Source organism: Deltaproteobacteria bacterium (assembly GCA_005879535.1).
Taxonomy (GTDB): Bacteria; Myxococcota; Myxococcia; order Myxococcales; family 40CM-4-68-19; genus 40CM-4-68-19.
Window position 1 is genome coordinate 47238 of sequence record VBKI01000084.1, and the last position, 22329, is coordinate 69566.

General features: G+C 67.9%; 22 protein-coding genes and 1 tRNA gene. 14 read left to right on the forward strand and 9 right to left on the reverse strand.

What is annotated here, in order from left to right; all coding sequences use genetic code 11:
- Positions 1-4: 4 nt before the first annotated feature.
- The 7 genes from E6J58_19815 to E6J58_19845 form a co-directional block, all read right to left on the reverse strand.
- Complete coding sequence (locus E6J58_19815; GenBank protein TMB33848.1) at positions 5-667, reverse strand: MBL fold metallo-hydrolase; 663 nt, start codon at positions 665-667, stop codon at positions 5-7.
- Positions 664-1413, reverse strand: coding sequence for an SDR family NAD(P)-dependent oxidoreductase (locus tag E6J58_19820; GenBank protein TMB33849.1), 750 nt, complete (start codon positions 1411-1413; stop codon positions 664-666). The genes E6J58_19815 and E6J58_19820 overlap by 4 nt, the downstream gene beginning before the upstream one ends.
- Positions 1410-2570 (reverse strand): Gfo/Idh/MocA family oxidoreductase, encoded by a 1161-nt coding sequence (locus tag E6J58_19825; GenBank protein ID TMB33850.1) that lies wholly within the window; start codon positions 2568-2570, stop codon positions 1410-1412. Before E6J58_19825 ends, E6J58_19820 begins: the two co-directional genes overlap by 4 nt.
- A complete protein-coding gene (locus E6J58_19830) occupies positions 2524-3855 on the reverse strand; it encodes an adenylate/guanylate cyclase domain-containing protein (GenBank protein ID TMB33851.1) in 1332 nt (443 codons plus the stop codon). Before E6J58_19830 ends, E6J58_19825 begins: the two co-directional genes overlap by 47 nt.
- Positions 3852-4649: an adenylate/guanylate cyclase domain-containing protein gene (locus tag E6J58_19835; GenBank protein ID TMB33852.1), complete on the reverse strand. Its 798-nt coding sequence runs from the start codon at positions 4647-4649 to the stop codon at positions 3852-3854. Before E6J58_19835 ends, E6J58_19830 begins: the two co-directional genes overlap by 4 nt.
- Positions 4646-6193 (reverse strand): GTP-binding protein, encoded by a 1548-nt coding sequence (locus tag E6J58_19840; GenBank protein TMB33853.1) that lies wholly within the window; start codon positions 6191-6193, stop codon positions 4646-4648. Before E6J58_19840 ends, E6J58_19835 begins: the two co-directional genes overlap by 4 nt.
- A gap of 9 nt (positions 6194-6202) precedes the next feature.
- Positions 6203-6275 (reverse strand) — tRNA-Ala (locus tag E6J58_19845).
- A 97-nt stretch (positions 6276-6372) separates the two neighbouring features.
- Between E6J58_19845 and E6J58_19850 the strand changes: the two genes are divergently transcribed.
- Positions 6373-6894, forward strand: coding sequence for a restriction endonuclease (locus tag E6J58_19850; GenBank protein TMB33854.1), 522 nt, complete (start codon positions 6373-6375; stop codon positions 6892-6894).
- A 65-nt stretch (positions 6895-6959) separates the two neighbouring features.
- On the opposite strand, the gene E6J58_19855 is transcribed toward E6J58_19850, so the two are convergent.
- Complete coding sequence (locus tag E6J58_19855; GenBank protein ID TMB33855.1) at positions 6960-8069, reverse strand: hypothetical protein; 1110 nt, start codon at positions 8067-8069, stop codon at positions 6960-6962.
- A gap of 562 nt (positions 8070-8631) precedes the next feature.
- Here E6J58_19855 and E6J58_19860 point away from each other — a divergent pair.
- From E6J58_19860 to E6J58_19920, 13 genes are all read left to right on the forward strand, one after another.
- Positions 8632-9168, forward strand: a complete 537-nt coding sequence (locus tag E6J58_19860; protein ID TMB33856.1) for a Rieske 2Fe-2S domain-containing protein — start codon at positions 8632-8634, stop codon at positions 9166-9168.
- A complete protein-coding gene (locus E6J58_19865) occupies positions 9165-9953 on the forward strand; it encodes a DUF4405 domain-containing protein (protein ID TMB33872.1) in 789 nt (262 codons plus the stop codon). Before E6J58_19860 ends, E6J58_19865 begins: the two co-directional genes overlap by 4 nt.
- A gap of 15 nt (positions 9954-9968) precedes the next feature.
- The gene (locus tag E6J58_19870; GenBank protein TMB33857.1) at positions 9969-10790 is read left to right on the forward strand and encodes a cytochrome C; all 822 of its coding nucleotides are present in this window, start codon (positions 9969-9971) and stop codon (positions 10788-10790) included.
- 145 nt (positions 10791-10935) lie between these two features.
- Entirely contained in the window at positions 10936-14208 is a 3273-nt protein-coding gene (locus E6J58_19875; GenBank protein TMB33858.1) for a c-type cytochrome, read from the forward strand.
- A gap of 94 nt (positions 14209-14302) precedes the next feature.
- Positions 14303-15001 carry a TonB-dependent receptor gene (locus E6J58_19880; protein ID TMB33859.1) on the forward strand — a complete coding sequence of 233 codons (699 nt, stop codon included), beginning with the start codon at positions 14303-14305 and terminating at the stop codon, positions 14999-15001.
- 95 nt (positions 15002-15096) lie between these two features.
- The gene (locus E6J58_19885; protein TMB33860.1) at positions 15097-16125 is read left to right on the forward strand and encodes a hypothetical protein; all 1029 of its coding nucleotides are present in this window, start codon (positions 15097-15099) and stop codon (positions 16123-16125) included.
- Entirely contained in the window at positions 16122-16982 is an 861-nt protein-coding gene (cyoE, locus tag E6J58_19890) for a protoheme IX farnesyltransferase (protein TMB33861.1), read from the forward strand. The genes E6J58_19885 and cyoE overlap by 4 nt, the downstream gene beginning before the upstream one ends.
- Before the next feature lie 81 nt (positions 16983-17063).
- The gene (locus E6J58_19895; GenBank protein ID TMB33862.1) at positions 17064-17321 is read left to right on the forward strand and encodes a hypothetical protein; all 258 of its coding nucleotides are present in this window, start codon (positions 17064-17066) and stop codon (positions 17319-17321) included.
- A 16-nt stretch (positions 17322-17337) separates the two neighbouring features.
- Complete coding sequence (locus tag E6J58_19900; GenBank protein ID TMB33863.1) at positions 17338-18120, forward strand: cytochrome c oxidase subunit II; 783 nt, start codon at positions 17338-17340, stop codon at positions 18118-18120.
- Positions 18120-19844 carry a cytochrome C oxidase subunit I gene (locus tag E6J58_19905; protein ID TMB33864.1) on the forward strand — a complete coding sequence of 575 codons (1725 nt, stop codon included), beginning with the start codon at positions 18120-18122 and terminating at the stop codon, positions 19842-19844. The genes E6J58_19900 and E6J58_19905 overlap by 1 nt, the downstream gene beginning before the upstream one ends.
- 1 nt (position 19845) lies before the next feature.
- The gene (locus E6J58_19910; GenBank protein TMB33865.1) at positions 19846-20457 is read left to right on the forward strand and encodes a heme-copper oxidase subunit III; all 612 of its coding nucleotides are present in this window, start codon (positions 19846-19848) and stop codon (positions 20455-20457) included.
- A 1-nt stretch (position 20458) separates the two neighbouring features.
- Positions 20459-20779, forward strand: coding sequence for a hypothetical protein (locus E6J58_19915; protein ID TMB33866.1), 321 nt, complete (start codon positions 20459-20461; stop codon positions 20777-20779).
- Positions 20780-20986 carry a hypothetical protein gene (locus tag E6J58_19920; GenBank protein ID TMB33867.1) on the forward strand — a complete coding sequence of 69 codons (207 nt, stop codon included), beginning with the start codon at positions 20780-20782 and terminating at the stop codon, positions 20984-20986.
- A 123-nt stretch (positions 20987-21109) separates the two neighbouring features.
- On the opposite strand, the gene E6J58_19925 is transcribed toward E6J58_19920, so the two are convergent.
- Positions 21110-22189, reverse strand: a complete 1080-nt coding sequence (locus E6J58_19925; GenBank protein TMB33868.1) for a methyltransferase domain-containing protein — start codon at positions 22187-22189, stop codon at positions 21110-21112.
- Positions 22190-22329: the final 140 nt, after the last annotated feature.

The window sequence follows — 22329 nt, forward strand, 5'->3', positions numbered from 1 at the left end:
GCAGTCAGGAGAGTGGGGCGCTGTTGTACGCCAGCGCCTCGGCCATCCGCGCAGGCTTCGACGGGCGCGGCTCGCGCATCGCGGCGACGAACTTCTCGCGGCCCATGAGGATGCGCCCGTTGGTGCGCCGCTCCTCGCCGATGGAGGACGAGGCCCGCCGGTTGTAATCGTGGCCGGGCCAGATCTCGGTGGCGTCGGGCAGCGTGAGCAGCCGCTGGACCGAGGCCCACTCCTGCTCGGCTTCGCCCGTCGGCAGATCGGTGCGGCCGGTCGCGCCGATGAGAAGGGTGTCCGCGGAGAGCACCCGTCCCGGCAAGAGGAATACCAGCGAGTCGGCGGTATGCCCGGGCGAAGCCCAGACGGCGACGGCGAGATTTCCGACGCGGAGCACGCTGCCTTCGCCGAGCGGCACCCGCACGGCGGCCGCCGGCGCGCCGGCCGTCTTCGCTCCCGTCTTCCGGGAAAGCTCCTTCGATGCCGAGAGATGGTCGGCGTGCGTGTGCGTGTCGGCAGCGTAGGCGAGGCGGAGCCGGAGAGCGCCGAGCCGGCGGAGATAATCGTCGGCGCGCTCGAGCACCGGATCGACGATCATCGCCTCGCCCGAATCCACGACGAGGTAGCTGCGGCACTCGGAGTCGACGCCGTTCAGCTCCTCGAAGACCGTCATGAGCGGTGGACCTTGGTCAAGGAGGCCTGCGCGGTCGGCGTCAGCACCAGCTCGGAGATGTTGACGTGCGCCGGGCGCGTCGCGGCCCAGACGATGGCGTCGGCGACGTCGTCCGCGCTGAGCGGGGTCATTCCCTGGTACACGGCCTTCGCTTTCTGGTCGTCGCCGAGCCTCACGTTGGAGAACTCCGTCTCGGCCAGGCCGGGATCGATCTCGGTGACCCGGATGTTGGTCCCGCTCAGCTCCAGGCGCAGCGTCTCCGAGATCACCCGCACCGAATGCTTGCTGGCGGCGTAGACCGCGCCGCCTTCGTACACGCCGCGCGCGGCATACGATCCGAGGTTGATGATGTGCCCCCTGCGGGCGGCGATCATGCGCGGGAGGAAGGCGCGCGTGACTCGCACGAGGCCGATCACGTTGGTCTCCACCATCCCGAGCAGATCCTCCTCCGTGACCTTCTCGACCGGATCGCGGCCGAGGGCGAGGCCCGCGTTGTTGAGCAGGATCTCCGGCGTCTCCGCCGCCGCGCAGAAGACGTCGATGCTCTCCTTCGAGCGCACGTCGAGCGGCCGCGCCTCGGCGCTGGGCGCGCCGCACTCGCGGCATTTCCGGGCCACTTCCCGCAGCCGCTCCACCCGGCGCGCGCCGAGATGGAGAGGATGCCCGAGGGCAGCGAAGCGCAGCGCGGTGGCCGCGCCGAAGCCCGAGCTGGCGCCGGTGATCACCACCAGCCCCTTGTCGCTCATAGCGAGGTCACGTCGACGGAGAGCGGCAGCTCGCGGCTGCCCTCCGCGCTCGACCGGTAGCAGGTCTCGATGATCTGGATGCAGGCCACGGCCTCGCGCAGCTCGCGGTTGACGAAGTCTCCCCCGCGCATCGCCGTCTTGAACTGGTCGAACATCGAGTTGAACCAGCGGGTGTGCGAGGCGTCCATCCAGTCGCTCTCGATCATGCCCTTCTCCACCGCGGGCTTTGCGCCCCCCTTGCCCGTCGTGAGCTCCCAGTCGTCGTCGTCGATCACCAGCGCCCCGTCCGAGCCCTGCAGCGAATAGACCACCTTCCGGACGCCCGCAGTCCAGGTGAGAAAGGTGTGCGCGAATCCGTTGGGGAAGGTGAGGACAGCGTTGAGGTTGTCCTCGGTGTCCCACTGCCGGTCGAGTGTCAGCGTCTTGGCGGTGACGTGGGTGGGGAGCGAACCGAGCCACGCGAAGGTCAGGTAGAAGCTGTGCGATCCGTGGTCCATGGCGATGCCGCCGCCTGCGAGCTTGCGGTCGCGCCGCCAGTCCGTCTTCCATTCGGGGACGCCCTTGGCGTGCGTGGTGCGGAAGGTGTTCAGCGTGACTGCGCGCACGGTGCCGATGCGGCCCGACTGGACGACCTGCTGGGCGAACTTCACCACCGGCGCGTGCTTGTAGTTGTGCGCGGGAAACACCACCCGCCGGTGCGCGCGGGCGGCGTCGACCAGCGACCGCGCCTCGGCCATGCTGGCGGTGAGCGGCTTCTCGCAGAGCACGTGCACGCCGCGCTCCAGCGCCAGAAGCGCGATCTCCGCGTGCGCATGCGGCGGAGTAGCCACGTCGATGAAGTCGAGCTGCGTCTCCCTGGCGAGCAGGGCGCGGAAGTCCGGATAGAGACGCGCTTGCGGAGCGGCGGCGCGCGCCGCCTCCAGGCGCGCCGGGCAGACGTCGGCGATGGCGACGATCTCGACGTCGGACCGCTGCCGATACGCCGGATGATGGCCCTTCCCGGAGATGAACCCGAAGCCGGCGATCGCACCTTTGAGCATCCACTTACCTCCCGGTTCGCGCGCGCGTGTACCAGACAAAGGAGTTGTGGAAAAGGCCCTTGGCCACCGGTCAGCGGACTTCGGCGACCTTGGCGTTCTGGCGTCGCCGGAGCGCATCGCGCGCTTCGGCGGACCCGCACGCGCGCGCCTCCGCGGCGCCCGCAAGAAGGGCTCCGGCTTCCCCGCCGGTGACGAGCGCCAGCCGGCGCACCGCCGTTCTCCTCGCCGCGCAACTGGCGTGCGGATCGAGCAGGTCGGCGCGGGCCACGGTGAGGCGATCCTCGTCGGTGGCTGCGCCGCTCACCTCGAGGACGTGCAGCGCATCGTCGCGAGACCTCGCCCGCTCCGAGGAAAGCAGCTCTCGCAGAGCGGGCGCGGCGGCGCGGCCCATCTGTTCCCCGAGGAGCTTCAACAGCGGCGGGCGCCAGACCGGAGGAAACGCTTCCGAGTCGAGGAGGTCGGCGAGCGCCGCGATCGCGCCAGCGTCGAGGGAACGCGGATCGCGCTTGGCGGCGGCCGCGAAATCGGCGAAGGCCGGGCCGAGCTGACCCAAGGCGTGCTCCGCCTTCCCGCGCACGATCTGCACTTCCGGATCGTTCGCGCGCGGCGAATCGGCCAGCCGGTCGAGCTCCGCGAGCGCCGCCATCGGCTCGCGCGACTCCAGCAGCGCGGCCGCGCGCGCCAGCGGATCGTTCTCCGCGGCGCCGGAAACGTGCTCGCCGGCGGCAGCCGCCACCAGCAGCAGGCCCGCAGCAGTCCAGACCGCGCGCTTGCGGGCGAAGTCGAGTAGGGACTCCGCCGCCATCCGCAGGCGAACGGCGCGGGCCGGATCGGGAAGCCTGCGCAGGCGCGCCAGCGCGCGCCCTCCGTACGGAGCGATCGGGTCGGTGCCGCGCATCGCGCGGCGGAGCCGGATCCTGCCGCCGCCGTGGAGCGGGACCTCCCCGACCACCTCCGTCGCCGCTTCCGTCTTGTTCATCGACAGGTACACGGCATCGGTGAGGACGACTTCGCCGGCTTCCGCCCGCGCTTCCGCCTCCAGCGCGAGCTGCATGGCCTCCCCGTGCACGTCGCCGCGCGAGCGCCGGACCTCGCCCTGGCTGAGCGCGATGCGGATCTCGATCCGGTCGCCGGGCAGGGCGCGGGCGTTCCAGGCAGCGAGGCGATCCTGCATCGCCATGGCGCAGAGGACCGCGTCGGTGGGAGAGAGGAAGGCGGCGACGAGCGCGTCCCCCAGACCCTTCACCTTGTGCCCGTGGTATCCGCGGACCACCGGCAGCAGCAAGGCGTCGTGGAGCGCGAGCATCCGCGCGTTCTCCTCGCGCGTCTGCCGGCTGGTGCGCTCGGTGAAGCCCTTCATGTCCGAGAGCAGCAGGACGAGGTTCTTCTCCGCCCGCTTCACGGTAGCGCTCCGAGCCGTGCCAGCGCGAAGAACGCCGTTGCCACCGCCATCATCGCCGCCAGGCCCGCGCCGATGAACACGCGCAGCTTGTCGGGCAGCGTCGGCAGCGCCTCTTCCGCCTGCCGCGCCGCGGCCTGCGCGGCCGCCCGCAGATGGCGGGAGACTTCGCCCCGGGCCTCCGTTCCGTCCGGCGAGGGCAGAGGGCCGAGCTCCGGCAGCGGGGAGAGCGCTGTGACCAGCCGGAAGACGCGGATCGCCTCGGGCACGCCCTTCAGCCACCGCTCTCCGGCGTCCTCCGCCTTGATCTCCGCCCGGTTCATCGACAGCCAGGCCGACTCGCCGATCAGCACCTCGCCGGGGCCGGCCACCGCCTCGATGCGGGAAGCAATGTTCACCGGCTCACCAAAGACGTCGCCGCCGGTCATCCGCACCTCGCCGAGGTGGACGGCGACCCTCGCCTGGAGCTGGCGCTCGGGCGGGACCGATGCATCGAAGCGGCGCACCCGCTCCATCAGCGCCGCCGCACAGAGCACCGCCTTGGTGGGCGAGTCGAAGGCGACCAGGAACGTGCCGCCGATCTGCTTGACGCGGCGCCCCCCGAATCGGCGGAAGGCGGGATCCACCAGCGCGGCGTGCAACCGCAGCATCCTTTGGGATTCTTCCCAGGTGAGCGCGCCGAGCCGCTCCGCGTATCCGCAGAGGCCGGCGAAGACGATGGCGAGGTTCTGCGACTTCACGTCGGAGAAGGTAGGGAGTGGTGGCCATTGCGGAACCCCGTGCAGCAGCGGACCTATTTACGTTTCGACAGCGGAGCGACCGGCGCGGTCGGCGCCCACGTCCAGGAGGGATGCCGACCCGTCGCGTAGCTCAGATTCCATTCGCTCTTGAACAGTGCGATGGGGTTCTGGTCGCGATCCTCGACGCAAAGCGCGTCGACCTCCGCCTCGAACCGCGCCGCGTCGAAGCCCGGCCCGCTCACCCAGCGCGCCACCTGGTACGGCAGCCTCTCCATCATCAGATCCGCCCCGTATTCGTGCAAAAGGCGATATTGCAGGACCTCGAGCTGCAGCGCGCCGACGGCGCCGACGATCGGGTCGCGCATGCCTCCGCCGCGGGCGTGGAAGATCTGGATGGCCCCTTCCTGCGAGAGCTGCTCGAGGCCCTTCTCGAACTGCTTGCGCTTGAGCGCGTCCTTTGCCCGCACACGGGCGAAGATCTCTGGAGAGAAGCGCGGCAGCTCCGCGTACTCGAAGGCCGGACCTTCGGAGAGCGTGTCGCCGATGCGCAGCGTTCCGGTATCGAACAGCCCGATCACGTCGCCGGGCCAGGCCTCCTCGATCACCTGCCGGTCCGCGCCGAAGAGCTGGTGCGGCATCGAGAGGCGGACCGGCTTCTCCTCGCGGGGGAGGCGCGCATCCATGCCGCGGTAGAACCGGCCGGAGCACACCCGCAAGAACGCGAGCCGGTCCCGGTGCGCGGGGTCCATGTTCGCCTGGATCTTGAAGACGAATCCGGAGAAGCGCGGCTCCATGGGATCGACCGCCGCGCCGTCGACGCGAATCCGCGGGCCGGGTGCGGGAGCCAGGCGCACGAACGCGTCGAGGAACTCGTCCACCCCGACCTCGGTCATCGCCGACCCGAAGAAGGCCGGCGACAGCTCGCCACGCAGCACCTTGGCGTGATCGAAGGGATCGCCCGCGGCCTCCAGGAGCTCGATCTCCTCGCGGACCTTCCCGGGCACATCCCCGCCGACGACCTGGCGCTGCCAGGTCGGATCGAAGAGCTCCGCCACGCCCTTGAAGTCCTGGCCCTGCCCGAGCGGCCAGGTGATGGGGCAGGTCCGGATGCCCAGCACCTCCTCTACCTCGTGGAGGTTGTCGAACGGCTCGCGGCCGAGCCGGTCGAGCTTGTTCACGAACGTGAAGATCGGGATTCCGCGCCGGCGGCAGACCTGGAAGAGCTTGCGGGTCTGGGCCTCGACTCCCTTGGCGCTGTCGATCAGCATCACCGCGGCATCGGCGGCAGCGAGCGTCCGGTAGGTGTCTTCGGAGAAGTCCTGGTGGCCCGGCGTGTCGAGCAGGTTGATGCGGAAGCCGCGGTGCTCGAACTGCAGCACCGAGCTCGTCACCGAGATCCCGCGCTGCCGCTCCAGCTCCATCCAGTCGGAGGTGACATGCCTCTGGGCGCCGCGCGCCTTCACCGCTCCGGCGAGGTGGATGGCGCCGCCGTGGAGGAGCAGCTTCTCGGTGAGCGTCGTCTTCCCGGCGTCCGGATGGGAGATGATTGCAAACGTCCGGCGACGCGCCGTTTCCGCTTTGAGCTTCTCTTCAGGCTGCATGTACTGGAATGGACCTGACCGGGATCGAACCGGTGACCTCTAGAGTGCGATTCTAGCGCTCTCCCAGCTGAGCTACAGGCCCGCAGTCCGGCGGCGAGGGACGGGGCTTGTACCGTTGGCGCCCAGCCCTGTCAAGGACAGCTTGACTCGCGGGCAGCGGCAGGAGCAGACGGAAGCGCATGGGGATCCTCATCGTCGCGGTCGTCGCTACGGCGGTGGGATTTCTCCTCATCCTCCTCATCGGCCGCGGGCAGCCCGTCTCGCCGGCGGCGCCGGAGAACCTGGCGCGCGAAGGCCACGGCGCGATGGCGTGGGTGCGCGGGTTCGGCATCGAGGGCTTCCAGCGGCTGCTGCTGACCCTGTTCACCGAGATGGGGTTCCATCCGGAGCGGAGCGAGCGGGGCTCGGGCACGGTCGATCTGTTCGCCAACGATCCGACGCCGATCCGCGGCGGACGGCTGTACGTCCATGGGCTGCTCGGTCAGCCGGGGGTGCCCACCGACGCGGACGAGGTGCGCAACATGATCGACACGGCGCGCGCGGAGTTCGTCGGCAAGGGCGTGCTGGTGACGCTGGGGACGTTCACCTCCGACGCGCGCGACGCGGCGAAAGGGAACCCCATCGATCTCTTGGACGGCGACGAGCTGGGCCGGCTGGTCCGCAAGCACATGCCGCAGGCCTTCGCGCAGCGAAAAATTTAAAAAAAATAAAAACCCCGGCGGGCCGCAACGGCCGCCCGCCGGGGAGTGGAAGAACGGGACCCGGACTACTGGTCGAACGACATGACCTGCAGGTGCGAGGCCTGCCAGTCAGCGGTCGGGTCGTACGAGAACGACATCGGCGTCCGGTACTGCAGCACGATGATGTGCTCGCCGGCCGCGAGCATCGTGTAGAACGTGCCCGAGGTGCTCGCGTAGACCGTGTTGCCCACCACCTGCTGCGATCCCTGCATGACCTTTCCATCGATCAGCAGCCGCGTGACGATGGCGCCGTTGGGCGGCACCGACAGCGTCCAGGCGATCGCCGCCGGGCCCGCGTTGGCAGTTGTCAGCGGGAGCGTGAGACCCGGGACCGGGCGCCAGGTGTTGTCCGGCGTGCTGTTCCAGGTCGCCGAGTTCACCGAGGTGATGTTGGGCACGCTGGCAGGACCCGCGGGGCCTTCGGGACCCTGCGGACCCGTGGGACCCGTCGCCCCCGTCGCGCCCGTCGCGCCCGTGGCGCCCGTGGCGCCAGCCGGACCTTGCGGGCCCTCAGGACCCTGCGGACCGGTGGCGCCCTGCGGGCCCTGCGGGCCAGCGGGACCCTGCGCACCCTGCGGACCAGCGGGACCCGCGGGGCCGGGAGGACCGTCATGACCCATCGGGCCGGCCGGGCCCTCGACGCCGATCGGACCTTGCGGGCCGGACGCGCCAGTGGCGCCAGCGGGACCCTGCGGGCCGGCCGCGCCGGTGGCGCCAGCGGGACCCTGCGGGCCTACGGCGCCAGCGACGCCTGCCGGGCCCTGCGGACCGGCAGCGCCGGCGGGACCAGCAGGGCCTTGCGGACCGGTGGCGCCAGGCGCACCCGCGGGGCCAGCCGGACCCATCAGGCCTACCGCACCCGCCGGGCCCATCGGACCTGCGTCGCCAGGGCTGCCTGCCGGACCCTGCGGGCCAGCGGGGCCTGCCTCGTTCCAGTACAGGGACGTCTCACCCGAGCGGCATGATTCGCCAGAGGCGACCACCCGCGGGTTGCCCTGTCTGTCGAGGCAGGCATAGATGACGCCATCCGGGCCGACGACGGGTGGCGGCCTCAGGCGTGCTGCAAACGCCGTCGAGGGCGCAAGGAGCGCCAGCCCGACGAAGAGCGCCCAGGACCGGATTAGGTTGGTCAGCATTTTCACCCTCACTGTGGAACTGCGGCCATGCTGGCAAGGGCTCGCACGGTGCGTCAATGACACCCGCGGGTCTCAAGTGAGGCTGCCGGGGCGCCGCTGAGGGCGTGGTGTGGAGGGTGATCGAAGCTGGAGAAATGCGGGCGCGTGTGCGCTGTCGCACAAAATTCAGTCGCGCCGGAAACTTGACGAGCTCACTCCTGCATGCGGCGCAGGATCTGGTCCTTCCGTCCTTCCCGGATCAGACGATCGTTCTTCCGCGCCTCGTCGAAGCTCAGGTACGTGAAGTACCCCACGAGCAGCAGCATGAAGACGATGGGGATGTTGTCGGGGACGGAGACGATCGCCCAGAAGTTCAAGAGCGGGCCCATGGCGCGCGACTATAGCGCATCTCATGATCTGCACAGCCTCAAAACGCAGCCGCAGAGCCGCAGCTTTCGGGGCGGCAGGGGTTGGTCAACGTGCGGCAACCTGTCGCACGTGCGCCTCGACTCCTTGACCGCTCGCGATCGTTCGTGTCAGGAAGTGTCCTCTCTTCTCAGCGGCTTGCAACAGAGGGAGATGAATGCCGGGCGGGAATCCAGGCATCTCCGAAGCAGAGAGCGGAAATTTCATCTGGTCGAGGCGCGATCTCCTCTCGCTCGCGGGATGGGGCGCCATCCTCACCTGCTTCGCCGCCGCCGGCGGCGCCATCCTGCGTCTGCTCTTCCCTCGCGTTCTCTTCGAGCCGCCCACCAGCTTCAAGGCCGGCTACCCCACCGAGTACACGGTCGGCGACGTCTCCGAGAAGTGGATGAAGTCGCAGCGCGTCTGGGTCGTGCGGCTGCCGAACACGATCTACGCGCTGCTCGGCATCTGCACGCACCTCGGTTGCACGCCCCGCTGGCTCGGACCCGAGAACAAGTTCAAGTGCCCCTGCCACGGATCGGGGTACACGAAGGACGGCGTGAACTTCGAAGGCCCGACGCCGCGGCCGCTCGAGCGGGTGAAGATCACGCTCGGCGACGACGGCCAGCTCGTCGTCGACAAGGCGTTTCGCTATCGGTACGAGCTGGGCCAGTGGGACGACCCGAACGCGTTCGTCAAGTACAGCGGAGCCTGAACGTGCCCGAACCCGAGAAGCGCAGGACATCGCTCGGCGAGATCGTCACCAACAACTACGTCTGGCGATCGATCTTCCGCCACGGCTACGCGGACACCCCGCGCAACCGCGTGCTGCAGGTCAGCGCCAACGTCTGGCTGCATCTGCATCCCTCGAAGATGCGGCGGCACGGGATCCGCTACCGCCATACCTGGTGCGCCGGCGGGCTCACCTTCCTTCTCTATCTCTGCACGGTGGTGACCGGCGTGGTGCTGATGTTCTACTACCGGCCCACCGGCGAGTACGCGTACTGGGACATCAAGTACCTCGACTTCGACGTTCCCTTCGGAATGATCATGCGCAACATGCACCGCTGGGCGGCGCACGGCATGGTCATCTTCATCTGGCTGCACATGTTCCGGGTCTTCATGACCGGCAGTTACAAGCCTCCCCGGGAGTTCAACTGGGTCGTCGGCGTCAACCTGCTCACCCTCACGCTCCTGCTCTCGTTCACCGGCTACCTGCTCCCCTGGGATCAGCTGGCAATCTGGGCGGTGACGGTCGGCACGAACATGGCGCGGGCCACGCCCCTGCTCGGCAACGAAGGTCCGTTCGGCCCGCAGCTGGGAATGACGCCGCGCTACGACGCTCGCGCGCTGCTCACGGCGGGGACGGTGGTGGGAGCGCCGACGTTGCTTCGCTTCTACGTCCTGCACTGCATCTTCATCCCCGTCATCGCCTCGATCCTGATGATCCTCCACTTCTGGCGCATCCGCAAAGACGGCGGGATCAGCGGTCCGCTCTAGAAAGGGCCCACGCGAATGGCCGAGAACATCCAGCCCGGGACCATCCAGGATCAGGAAGAAGTGAAGGTCCAGGCCGGACGGGCGCGCGCCGCGCTTCCCGCCGCCGATCTGCCCGACAAGGTCCACACCTGGCCGTACCTGGTCCGCGCCGAGTTCATCGCCGGCTGCGTCCTTCTCCTGGTGCTGATGGTGTGGAGCATCACCGTCGACGCCCCGATGGAGGAGCCGGCGAATCCGACCAAGACGCCGAACCCGTCCAAGGCGCCCTGGTACTTCCTCGGCCTGCAGGAAATGCTCGTCTACTTCGACCCCTGGATCGCCGGCGTGCTCTTGCCGTCGCTGATCATCGTCGGGCTGATGATCATCCCGTACGTCGACATCAACCCGAAGGGGAACGGCTACTACACCTGGAGCGAGCGCAAGTTCGCCATCGCCACCTTCCTCGTCGGGTTCCTCGGAATGTGGGTGGGGATGATCACCATCGGCGTCTTCTTCCGCGGTCCCGGCTGGAACCTCTTCATGCCCTGGGACTACTGGGACCCGCACAAGGTGGTGCCGCTGACCAACATCGATCTGCCCTACAAGCTGGGCATCCGCACCGAGATGGGAGCGATGCTCTTCGGCGCCATCTGCGTGCTGGGATGGCTGGTCGGTATCCCCGGCGCCGTCTGGCAATGGAAGAAGGGCACGCCGTTCATGCGCCAGCTGGGGATGATGCGGTACGGGATCGTCGCCACGCTCTTCATGATCATGGCCGGCGTCCTGGTGAAGATGGCTCTGCGCCTGAGCCTCAACATCAAATACATCCTCGTCATCCCGAACATCCTGAACATTTGATGAATCGCTCTGCTGTGATCGCGCGCCACCATTCCGTGACCGCTCTTCGATCCGGCGCCTGCGGCGCCTCCACGAAGGGGGAACTCGCTCCCCCTTCGAACCCCCAACGGATGCGCCTCACTCCGGGCGTGGCTGAGGTGTAGCGATGCCGCGAAAGCCTCTCGAGCTGCAGAGCCTGAAGTGGCCCTTCGTCGGCCTCGCCGTGCTCCTCGCCTTGAGCAGCATCTGGGCCGTCTACGACGAGGTGGTCCCGCGGAGACCGTGGAAGAACTACCAGCGCGAATTCTTCAAGCTGGAGGAGTCGCATCTCAAGGCGGACCGGGAGCAGGCGCAGAAGCGGCTGGAGTCGGCGGAGACGAAGCAGCAGCTCGACGCGGCGCGCGCCGACCTGAAAGCAGCCACCGACGCCATCAGCGGGAATGCCGAGCAGCGCCGCGAGTACGAGGCAGCGGTCAAGGGGGAGGACGACGGTCGCGTGAAGGAGGCGGAGGCGAAACTCTACCTCGGCTTCGACAAGTCCGAGCAGGACGCTGTCTACTACAAGCTGCGCGAGGCGCGGCACGAAAACGAAGAGGCAGACGAGGCGAAGCTGCAGAAGCAGTTCGACGACTGGCAGCGCAAGATCGACGAGAAGACCCGCATCTACGACCAGGCGATCGCCGCCCACAAGGCAGCGACGCAGAAGCGGCTGGCATTCATCCAGCGGCGGGACGCGGCACAGGCAAAGATCGACGCGATCGAGAAACCGATCCGCGACATCGACAAGCGGCTGGAAGCGTTCAGCGGGATCGGCAAGCTTCCGCAGATGGAGCAGTACTGGATCTCGAATCTCAGGAACTCCTGGGGGTCGGAGACCGTCGACCGCTGCCAGAACTGCCACGTCGGGATCAACAAGGGTGGGTTCTCTGCGCCCTGGGAAGTGCTGGAGGCGAAGAAGGCGAACCTGGCGGCGGCCGACATGAAGGCGCAGTTCGCCGTCGATCCGGAGGTGGTCGACGCCTACCAGAAGATCCACGACGCGCTCTGCGAGGACGTGCCGCCAGCGCCCGAGGCCATTCCCATCGGCGGATACCAGCCGCCCGCCGAGCCATCGCCGATGGATCCGGCGCAGGCCACCGAGTGCCGGCCCCGCGTCACCTGGGAGAAGTGGGTGGAGCTCGCCGAGGCGTACTGCGGTCCGAACGCGCGCTGGTTCGCGAAGACGAAGGCCGTGCTGAAGGACGCGAAAGGCGCGGTGCTCGCGGAGCAGAAGCCGCAATGGAAAGGGATGTCGAGCAACCCGGCGCTGGACGCGGAGAAGGGCGAGGAGAAGCCCATCGAGGAGCGCGTCGCGCAGGCGTGTACCGACAAGGAGTCGCTTGCCGCATTCGAGGAGGCGGCGAAGACCAATCCCTTCGACGTGAAGCCGGTCTTTCGCACGCACCCGCACCGCTTTGAGCTGCTCACCAAGGCGCACAATCCGGAGACGTTCGGGTGCACGACCTGTCATGGCGGGCAGGGCGCGCAGACCAAGGGCGTGCGGCACCGCGCCTTCCGCCATGGCGAGGACGACCACGACTGGAACGATCCGCTCACCGACGAAGTGACGGTGATGGGCAAGAAGTACAGGGGCGCGTTCATGCAGTCGAAGTGCAACAAGTGCCACGCGCAGGAGCTGACCCTCTCGCACGCGCCGCTGCTGTCGAAAGGCAAGAAGCTCTTCACTGACGTGGGGTGCTGGGGTTGCCATCCGGTCGAGGGGTACAACGATCTGGCGAAGCGCGGACCGACGCTGACCAACATCGCCAGCAAGACCACCCAGGGCTGGCTCCACACCTGGGTCTCGTATCCGAAGGGGTGGCGGCCGGCGACGCGGATGCCGAACTTCTGGCCCGGCGCCGTCGACGCGCAGTCCGTTCCGCACCACGAATCGCAGAAGCCAGACGAAGTGATGGCGCAGCATCGCAAGCTGCGCGAGCAGGAGGTCTCCGCCATCGTCGCGTACCTGTGGGTGAACAGCGACAAGGCGCCGCTGCTCGCCCAGACCGCGCCGCGCGGCGACGCCGCCAAGGGCAAGGAGACGTTCGACAGCGTCGGCTGCCGGGGCTGCCATGTCACGGAGAAGGACGCGACCGCGCGCCGCAGCGAGGCCAGCGAGGAGCGCGACTACGCGCCGAACCTGTGGAACGTCGCCGACAAGGCGAAGCCCGAGTGGATCTACTCCTGGGTGAAGAACCCCAAGGCGATGTGGCCGGAGACGAAGATGCCGGACCTCCGGCTCAGCGACGCGGAGGCGGCGAACGTCACCGCGTATCTGCTGACGCTGAAGAGCGACCAGAAGTATCCCGAGCAGAAGGCGTCCGCGCGCCAGCAGCAGACGCTGGCGGCGCAGGGGAAGGAGCTGATCGCCAAGTACGGCTGCTTCGGTTGCCACAACATCAAGGGGTTCGAGAACGCGCAGAAGATCGGCACCGAGCTGACCGAGCACGGCAGAAAGGGCGTGGAGCTGCTCGACTTCGGCGACGTGCAGTACTTCACCGAGGACCCCAAGCATCACCAGACCTACGCCAACTGGGTCTGGGAGAAGCTGCATGTCCCCCGCGTCTTCGCCTACGAGCGCGTCGAGACGCGGATGCCGCAGTTCGACTTCACCGACGACGAGGCGCTCGCCATCCTCACCTTCCTCAAGGGCCAGACGGGAGAGACGCCTCCGCCGGAGTACCGCACGGGCATCAACGAAGTGCAGGCGGCGGTCTACAAGGGCGAGCGCCTGGTCTTCTGGAACGGCTGCCGCAACTGCCACATCGTCGAGAAGCGCGGCGGGAAGATCCGTGACCAGTTCAACGAAGACAACCAGAGCTTCGCTCCGCCGATCCTGACCGGCGAGGGTTGGAAAGTGCAGCCGCACTGGCTGTTCGGGTTCATCAAGGATCCGATCCCGCTGCGGCCCTGGCTGACGGTGCGGATGCCGACCTTCCACTTCACCGACGCGGATGCGACCGACGTCGTGCATTACTTCGCGGCGGCCTCGAACAAGAGCTTCCCCTACCTCACGGCCGAGGCGCCCCAGCCGGAAGGAGAGCGGCTCCGCCAGACCGAGGCGCTCTTCAAGGAATTGCAGTGCGTGAACTGCCACGTGGTCGGGCAGCTGCGGCCCAACCAGGATCCGGCCAGCGCCGCACCCAACTTCCTGCTTGCCAAGGAGCGGCTGCGGCCGGACTGGATCCCCGTCTGGCTCAAGAACCCGCAGGCGCTGATGGACGGGACGCGGATGCCCAGCTTCTGGGACTTCAGCGACGAGGCGCACCCCGTCTCGCCGAGCAAGCTGTTCAACGGCGACTCGAAGGCGCAGATCGACGCCCTGCGCGACTACCTGATGCATCTGGAGGCGAAGAGCGCGCAGCCCACCAAGACGGCGGCGGTGTCGACCCGCGGCTGAACAAATCGCGATTGCCGCCCGTCCAAGCCTTGACCACCGGGACCGCGTTTGCTACGTGCCGACGCGCCAAAATTTCCTGCGGAATGGAGAGGACATGACCCGTTCGAGACTGCTTGCCGCCGCCGCTGCCCTGTTCCTTCCCGCCGCCGCGATGGCGGAGTCCATCGAAGGCGCCGTGGACTTCGGCGGCAAGGCCCCGACGCCAGGCAAGCTGCACCGTGAGGCCGACCCGTACTGCGCGAAGAAGACGATGACCGACCCCGCCGTCCTGGTGAAGAACGGCAAGCTCGAGAACGTCTGGGTGCACGTCACCAAGGGCGCCAAGGAGACCGCGAAGCCGCCGGCCGACACGGTGGAGATGGACCAGAAGGACTGCATGTACGAGCCGCGCATGACCACCGCGGTCGTGGGTCAGAAGATCCAGGCGAAGAACGGCGACCCCGTCCTCCACAACGTCCACACCTACCTGGGCTCCGCCACGCTCTTCAACAAGGGGATGCCCAACGACAAGGCCGCGCCCATCGAGTACGTGGCGAAGGACGAGGGCATGATGAAGTGGAAGTGCGACGTGCACCCCTGGATGCGCGGGTACATCGGCGTCTCGAAGAGCGGCCTGCAGGCGGTGACCAAGGGCGACGGGTCGTTCAAGATCGACAACGTGCCGCCCGGCAAGTACACGGTCGAGGCCTGGCACGAGAAGTACGGCACCAAGACTCAGGAGGTGACCGTCGAGGCCGGCAAGCCCGCAAAGGTGAGCTTCAAGTACGACGGTACGGAAAAGGGAGGGGCATAGCCCCTTTCCAAGCCTGAAGCATTCGTCCGTTGCCCGATGCGGGGGGACCGGCTAAAAGCGGTCTCCCCCTTCGCTTTTTCAGGAGCCGTTCGGCAGTGATCCGCCGTCTCGCCGCAGCCGCAGCCTTCCTCACCGTCGTCCTCATCGTCGCCGGCGGCGTGGTCACCAACACCGATTCCGGGCTCGCCTGTCCCGACTGGCCGACCTGCTTCGGAAGCGCGATGCCGAGGATGGTGGGCAACGTGGCCGTCGAGCACACGCACCGTCTGATTGCCACGACCGTCGGGCTCTGCACGGTGGCGCTGGTCGTGGTGACCCTGCGGCGCGCCTTTCAGGGCGCACTCGCTTTGGCTCTGGCCGGTTTCTCGACCTTGATCCTCGGCGCCTCCTTTTGGGCGGGTCGTGTGAAGCACGTCACCGATCACTTGCCGATCGCGGCCGTCGCCCTGGTCGCTCTTGGATACGCTGGTTTCGCCTGGGCCGTCTCCCGGGCGCGCCAGAGCGACGGCAAGCTCGCGACGGCCGCGCTGATGGTCGTCCTCTTCCAGGGCCTTCTCGGCGGCCTCACCGTCCTCTACCGCCTGCCCACGCTGGTGCTCGTCATGCACCTCGCGACGAGCATGTTGTTCCTCTCCCTCGCCGTCGTGCTCGCGGTCCCCCAGGCGCAGGTCGCTGTGTCGCGCGGGCCGCTCTGGCTCACCGCGGTCGCCGTCTACGTACAGATCCTGCTCGGCGCGACCGTGCGGCACACCGGCGCCGGGCTGGTCTGCGTCGATCTCCCCTTCTGCCGCGGCGCGCTCTGGCCCGCGGATGTGCACCCGATGGTCCATCTGCACATGGCCCACCGGGCGTTCGCGCTCGTGGTGCTCGGCCTCGTCTGTTGGTCCTCGCTGCGCCTCGCCCGCTCCTCGCGCGGCGGGATCCGGGCGCTGGCGTGGATCGCCCCGGCGTTGGTCCTCGTCCAGATCGGTCTCGGGATCCTCACCATTCTCACCTTCAAGGACCTGGTGCCGGTCACCGCGCATCTGCTCGTCGCCGCGCTGCTCCTCGCCGACTACGTCGCGCTGCTGGCGATGACGCGCGAGCCCGTTCCCGTGCCCCTGGCACTCGGAGTCGCGGCATGACGGCGGCCGCCTCGGATTTGGTGGCGCTGGCCAAGCCGCGGATCACCGCGCTGGTCGTCTTCACCACCGCCATCGGGCTCTGGCTGGCGCCGCACGGGCTGAGGCCGCTGACCGTCGCGCTGACGCTCGTCGGCACCGTGCTGATCGTCGCCGCCGCCAACGTGCTCAACATGTACCTCGAGCGCGACAGCGACGCTCTCATGGCGCGCACCATGAACCGGCCGCTGCCGGCGCACCGGATGGAGCCGGACGTCGCGCTGAAGTTCGGCATCGTGCTCGCCGCCGTCTCGGTTCCGCTGCTCACGTTCGCGGTCGGCGCGCTGCCGGGTTTGCTCGCCTCCATCGCGCTGGTCAGCTACGTGCTCCTCTACACGCCGATGAAGCGCCAGACGGCGACGGCGCTCTTGATCGGCGCGCTCCCCGGCGCCATCCCGCCTTTGATCGGCTGGACGGCGGCGACCGAGCGCCTCGATCTTCCCGGGGTCCTCCTCTTCGCCGTCATGTTCCTCTGGCAGGTGCCGCACTTCCTCGCCATCACGCTCTTCCGCAAGGAGGAGTACGCACGGGCGGGGTTGGTGGTGCAGCCGAACGAGCCCGGCGGCGAGCGGGAGGCGCGGGCGAACATCGTCCGCTACACGGTGGCGCTGGTCGCGGTGTCGCTGCTCTTCGTTCCGATCGGGATCGCGCGCGGGGCGTATCTCGCCAGCGCGCTGCTGCTCGGCGGGGTTTTCCTCGGCTACGCGGTGGCGGGCCTGCGTCAAGCCGCGGGCCGGCGCTGGGCCCGCAACCTCTTCCTGCTCTCCCTGATCTACCTGCCGCTTCTCTTCGGCGCGCTGCTGCTCGATCGGCGCGTCTGAACCATTGGGCTGCGACGAAGCGTCGCAGCCTGCGACCGATTGCCCCGGCGTTCCGGAGCGTGCTACAGGAGCGAATCCCCGATGGAAGTCACATCGCCTGAAAGCGCAACGCTCGCCATCTGGACCATCGCCCGATTCGCCGCGCTCGCAGTGCTTGCGTCTGAAGCGTTGTTCTTCTACGTCCGGCGCCGGGATCCGCAGCCGCGCCCGCCGGCGGCGATCTTCTGGGCGATGACTCCGGCCCTGCTGCTTCTGGGCCTCTGCTTCTGGTGCACCGTGTCGGTCTCCGGCCGCCTCGCGCCTTCCGCGGCCGGCGCCGTCGCGCAACTCGCCCGCTGATCTTCGAGGACGCCGCATGGACGAGAAAATCTACGGTTGGTGGCTCCCGCCCGACGTCTCCGTCCACGGGGCGAAGATCGACCAGCTGATGTCCGTCTTGCACTGGTTCATGGCCCTGCTGTTCATCGGCTGGGGCGTTTTCTTCGTCTACTGCCTGATCCGCTTCCGCGCCCGTCCGGGGCACGTGGCGATGTACACGCCGGTGAAGGGCATCGCCACCAAGTACATCGAGGGTTTCGTGGTGGTCGTGGAGATCTTGCTGCTCTTCGGACTCTCCACGCCGGTCTGGCTCGCCTACAAGAACAACGTCCCCGACGCAGCAAAGGCGCTGCACATCCGGCTCGTCGCCGAGCAGTTCGCCTGGAACTTCCAGTATCCGGGCAAGGACGGGAAGTTCGGCAAGAGCGATCCCTCGCTGATCTCCGGCGACAACCCTCTCGGCGTCGATCCCGAGGATCCGTCCGGCAAGGACGACCTGGTCACCGTCAATCAGTTGCACATCCCCGTGAACCGGCCGGTGATCGTCGCCGTCAGCAGCAAGGACGTGATCCACAGCTTCAACATCCCGGTGCTGCGCGTGAAGCAGGACACCATCCCCGGACAGCAGATCCCCATCTGGTTCGAGGCGACGCAGGCCGGACATTTCGAGCTCGCCTGCGCGCAGCTCTGCGGCCTCGGCCACTACCGCATGCGCGCGGACGTGCTGATCGATACGCCGGAGGAGTTCGCCAAGTGGGCGGCCGAGAACGCCCCGCCTCCGCAGGAAGAGCCCGCCGCCGCCGCGCCGGAGAAGAAATAATGACCGACCATGGGCACCACGAGCTGCCGTTCTGGCGCAAGTACATCTTCTCCGTCGACCACAAGGTGATCGGCATCCAGTACGCCGTCACCGCCCTGGTCTTCCTCTTCTTTGGCTTCAGCCTGATGATGCTGATGCGCTGGCAGCTCGCGTATCCCGGGCAGCCGCTGCCGGTCTTCGGCAAGCTGCTCGGCGAGACGGCGATGCCCGGCGGCGTGATGGCGCCGGAGTTCTACAACCAGCTCGGCGCCATGCACGGCACCATCATGGTCTTCCTCGGGGTCGTGCCGTTGGCGGTCGGCGGCTTCGGCAACTTCGTGGTGCCGCTGCAGATCGGCGCCCCGGACATGGCGTTCCCGCGGCTGAACATGGTGAGCTACTGGGTGTTCCTCCCCGGCTGCATCCTCATGCTCTGCTCGTTCCTCATGCCCGGGGGCGCGGCGCAGTCGGGCTGGACGAGCTACCCGCCGCTCTCGGACATCGCCCCCTCCGGACAGACGGTGTGGTGCCTGGCGATGGTGCTGATCATCACCAGCTCGCTGCTCGGCTCGATCAACTTCATCGTCACCATCGTACAGCTGCGCGCGAAGGGCCTCAGCTTCTGGCGGCTGCCGTTCTTCGTCCATGCGCAGCTGGTGACCGCGTTCCTGCTCCTGCTCGCCTTCCCTCCGCTGGAGGCCGCGACCGTCATGCAGATCATGGACCGCGTCGCCGGCACCTCCTTCTTCTTGCCTTCGGGCCTCGTGGTCTCCGGCGAGCAGCTCAAGGTGGCCGGGGGCGGGAGTCCGTTGCTCTGGCAGCACCTCTTCTGGTTCCTCGCCCACCCCGAAGTCTACGTCCTGATCCTTCCGGGGATGGGCATCGTCGCCGAGGTGATCGCCAACAACACGCGCAAGCCGCTCTGGGGCTATCGCCTGCTGGTGTACTCGGTGATCTTCATCGGGTTCATGAGCTTCGTGGTCTGGGCGCATCACATGTTCATGACCGGCATGGGAACCACCATGTCCACGTTCTTCCAGACCACCACGATGATCATCTCCATCCCGAGCGTGGTCATCCTCACCTGCTTCATCATGTCGCTCTACGGCGGGAACATCCGCTTCACCACCCCGATGCTGTTCGCCACGGCGTTCCTGCCGATGTTCGCCATCGGCGGTCTCACCGGCCTGCCGTTGGGCCTGACGGCGGCCGACATCTACCTGCACGACACGTTCTACGTCATCGGCCACTTCCACTACGTGGTCGCGCCGGGGACGCTTTTCGCGCTCTTCGCCGGCGTCTACTACTGGTACCCGAAGGCGACCGGCCGGCAACTGAGCGACAAGCTCGGCAAGGTCCATTTCTGGCTCAGCTTCGTCGCCATCAACCTCGTCTTCATGCCGATGTTCTTCCAGGGGATGGCCGGGCTGTCGCGCAGGCTCTACGACCCGACGGTCTATGCGCACGGGCGCGGCGTCCAGGCGCTGAACGTCCTGATTTCCTGGGGCGCGTGGGGGCTCGCCATCGCGCAGCTCCCCTTCATCATCAACTTCGTCATGAGCCTGAGGGCGGGCGCACGCGTCGCCGAGAACCCCTGGCACTCCACCACCCTGGAGTGGGCGGCGCCGTCGCCTCCGGGACACGGCAACTTCCTCACCGAGCCGGTGGTGTACCGCGAGCCGTACGAGTACAGCGTGCCGGGGAAGACCAAGGACTACTCGCCCCAGTTCCAGGCGGAGGGCTGAGATGAGCGAGACCGTCATCCCCTACATGGTGAAGCCGCACCCCGTGACGGGGCTCCCGAACGGGAAGCTCGGCATCTGGCTCTTCCTCGCCAGCGAGGTGATGCTCTTCGGCGCGCTCTTCTCCAGCTACGTGCTGATCCGCATCGGAGCGCCGCACTGGCCACCGGAGGGCGGGCTCTCCAGCGAGATCCTCAACGTCCCGCTGGGCACCTTCAACACTGCGGTGCTGATCACCAGCTCCATCACCATGGTGCTCGCCTGGGCCTCCTGCAAGATGGGAAGCTTGCCGCGGTTCAAGATGTGGATGAGCGCGACCGTCTTCCTCGCGCTCGTCTTCCTGGTGGTGAAGTACTTCGAGTACTCCGACAAGTTCCACCACGACCACTTCCCCTCGCACGACAACTTCTTCGCCGTCTACTTCCTGCTCACCGGGCTGCACGGCTTGCACATCGTCGGGGGAATCGTCGTCAACACGTTCCTGCTCACGGCGGGCAGCAGGATGTGGCAGACCGACCCCGAGCACTTCACCAACCGCGTCGAGAACGCCGGGCTCTACTGGCACTTCGTCGACCTGGTGTGGATCTTCCTCTTCCCCTCTCTCTACCTTCTCTGAGGTGCGCATGGACGCCGCAGGGCACGAAGACGTCAGCAGGCACATGGGGAAGTACTACGTGGTGTTCGTCGCGCTGCTCTGCCTGACGGCGGTGACGGTGGGCGTGAGCTATCTGCACCTGACGCGGCCGCTCGCCATCACCGTGGCGCTGATCATTGCCGCCGTGAAGGCGGGAATGGTTGCCGCCGTCTTCATGCACCTGATCTCGGAGAAGAAGGTGATCTACGCAGTGCTGATCCTGACGGCGCTCTTCTTCGCGCTGCTGCTGGCGTTGCCCAACCTCACCACCTTCGAACACCACAGCGGGATGCCGGGGACCTGAGTGTCGCTCAAGGCCTTCCATGTCTTCTTCGTGATCGTCTCCACCCTCTGCGCACTGGGGTTCGGCGCCTGGGCGATCGGCGACTACCTGAGGACGGGAAGCTCGGGGGCGCTGACCCTCGGCGTGCTCGGGTTCGCTGCGGCGGCGGCGCTGGTCTGGTACGGGCTGTGGTTCCTGCGCAAGCTGAAGAACGTGAGCTACCTGTGATCGCGCTCCTCGTCGCCTGTCCGATCTGCTTCGGCGCCGCCGACTCCGATCAGGTGCGCGCGGCGAAGGTCGGCGTGCTGGTCCTGCTCGCCTTCATCGTCCCGCTGCTGGTCGCCATCGCGTTCATCGCCCGTTCGTGGGCGCGGCGGGCCCGGGCGCTGTCTTCTCGGCAGTCACGAGTTTCGTGAGGAAGGCGAGCCGGGAGCTGGTGACGCGCAGGCCGGCCTGCGAGACGCGCGCGCCCAGGTCGTCCTTGACGTAGCTCGTGTAGTACGGCTCGTGGAACCGGGCGGGGAAGGCGAGGATCTCGCGCTCCAGCTCCGGCGCGTCGGCGAGCTGGATGCTGTCCGCAACCACCACCAAACCCCCGGGACGGACCACCCGCGCCATTTCCGTCAGCACGCGCGAGCGCACCTCCGGGGGAAGCTCGTGCAACAGGTATGCGCTGGTCGCCGCATCGAACGAACCGTCGAGGAAGGGCAGCTTCTCGGCATTGTCGCAGACCAGCGAGACGTCGAGGTCGCGCGGCAGCACTTCGCGCGCCCGGGCGATGTAATGAGGGGAGAGGTCGACGCCGAAGAGCTTCGCCTCGTCGGGCAACGCGGCGCCCAGCATCCCCAGCAGATGTCCGGTGCCGCAGCCGACGTCGAGGACGCGCAGCGGGTCCGCGGCGGAAGCGTTCCGGGCCCGGGCGCCGCGGACGACGGGAGGCACCATCCGCCGGCGCATGGCGTCGGCGGTGCCGCCGAAGAGCAGCTCTACTTGCAGGTCGTAGAGGGCGGCGCTCGTGTGCCCGAGGTACCCGTCGGTCTGGTAGTGGAAGTTGCGGGCGTAGTACCCGGGATATCGGTCGGGAGCAGCGTTCTCCGGCAGCTCGCGGAAGTCACCGCGACCCATGCGGGCCCGGGTGCGGGGCAGATCGGCGAGCAGACGCGGCACCGCCTGCGCGTATTCGCGCCACGGGATCGTGTCGATCAGCGATCTCGGGTAATAGCCTGCCTCCGCGTCGCGGAAGTCCTCGTCGAATAGCTCCTCCAACCGCCGCCGCAGCGACCCGGCCGCCTCCGGCGAGGAGCGGTCCTCCCAGCGGAGCAGGGCGCGCGAATAGGCGAGATAGGCGAGGCGGACGGCGCCGGCGCGCGCGACGCGGGTGCGAACGTACATCCGGCGCGAGAGCTCACGGCGAAGGGCGGCGACGGCCATGCCGAAGATCCTTGCCTGTGGACGCCCGTCGCGCAACTCTGTCGCGCGGATGGTGCCGCTGCCGAAAGTCGCGCGAGGCGAGGAGTTCGCGGCGCTTGCCGTGGGACCGAACGACCGGGTCTTCGTCCTGACCGGCGCGG

Excerpts from the sequence above, each read along its gene's own strand:
- E6J58_19910 (TMB33865.1), top strand. The coding sequence starts at position 19,846 with ATGAGCGAGACCGTCATCCCCTACATGGTGAAGCCGCACCCCGTGACG.
- E6J58_19840 (TMB33853.1), bottom strand. The coding sequence starts at position 6,193 with ATGCAGCCTGAAGAGAAGCTCAAAGCGGAAACGGCGCGTCGCCGGACG.
- E6J58_19905 (TMB33864.1), top strand. The coding sequence starts at position 18,120 with ATGACCGACCATGGGCACCACGAGCTGCCGTTCTGGCGCAAGTACATC.
- E6J58_19815 (TMB33848.1), bottom strand. The coding sequence starts at position 667 with ATGACGGTCTTCGAGGAGCTGAACGGCGTCGACTCCGAGTGCCGCAGC.
- E6J58_19855 (TMB33855.1), bottom strand. The coding sequence starts at position 8,069 with ATGCTGACCAACCTAATCCGGTCCTGGGCGCTCTTCGTCGGGCTGGCG.
- cyoE (TMB33861.1), top strand. The coding sequence starts at position 16,122 with ATGACGGCGGCCGCCTCGGATTTGGTGGCGCTGGCCAAGCCGCGGATC.
- E6J58_19875 (TMB33858.1), top strand. The coding sequence starts at position 10,936 with ATGCCGCGAAAGCCTCTCGAGCTGCAGAGCCTGAAGTGGCCCTTCGTC.
- E6J58_19900 (TMB33863.1), top strand. The coding sequence starts at position 17,338 with ATGGACGAGAAAATCTACGGTTGGTGGCTCCCGCCCGACGTCTCCGTC.
- E6J58_19860 (TMB33856.1), top strand. The coding sequence starts at position 8,632 with ATGCCGGGCGGGAATCCAGGCATCTCCGAAGCAGAGAGCGGAAATTTC.
- E6J58_19925 (TMB33868.1), bottom strand. The coding sequence starts at position 22,189 with ATGGCCGTCGCCGCCCTTCGCCGTGAGCTCTCGCGCCGGATGTACGTT.
- E6J58_19850 (TMB33854.1), top strand. The coding sequence starts at position 6,373 with ATGGGGATCCTCATCGTCGCGGTCGTCGCTACGGCGGTGGGATTTCTC.
- E6J58_19820 (TMB33849.1), bottom strand. The coding sequence starts at position 1,413 with ATGAGCGACAAGGGGCTGGTGGTGATCACCGGCGCCAGCTCGGGCTTC.
- E6J58_19895 (TMB33862.1), top strand. The coding sequence starts at position 17,064 with ATGGAAGTCACATCGCCTGAAAGCGCAACGCTCGCCATCTGGACCATC.
- E6J58_19870 (TMB33857.1), top strand. The coding sequence starts at position 9,969 with ATGGCCGAGAACATCCAGCCCGGGACCATCCAGGATCAGGAAGAAGTG.
- E6J58_19880 (TMB33859.1), top strand. The coding sequence starts at position 14,303 with ATGACCCGTTCGAGACTGCTTGCCGCCGCCGCTGCCCTGTTCCTTCCC.
- E6J58_19825 (TMB33850.1), bottom strand. The coding sequence starts at position 2,570 with ATGCGCTCCGGCGACGCCAGAACGCCAAGGTCGCCGAAGTCCGCTGAC.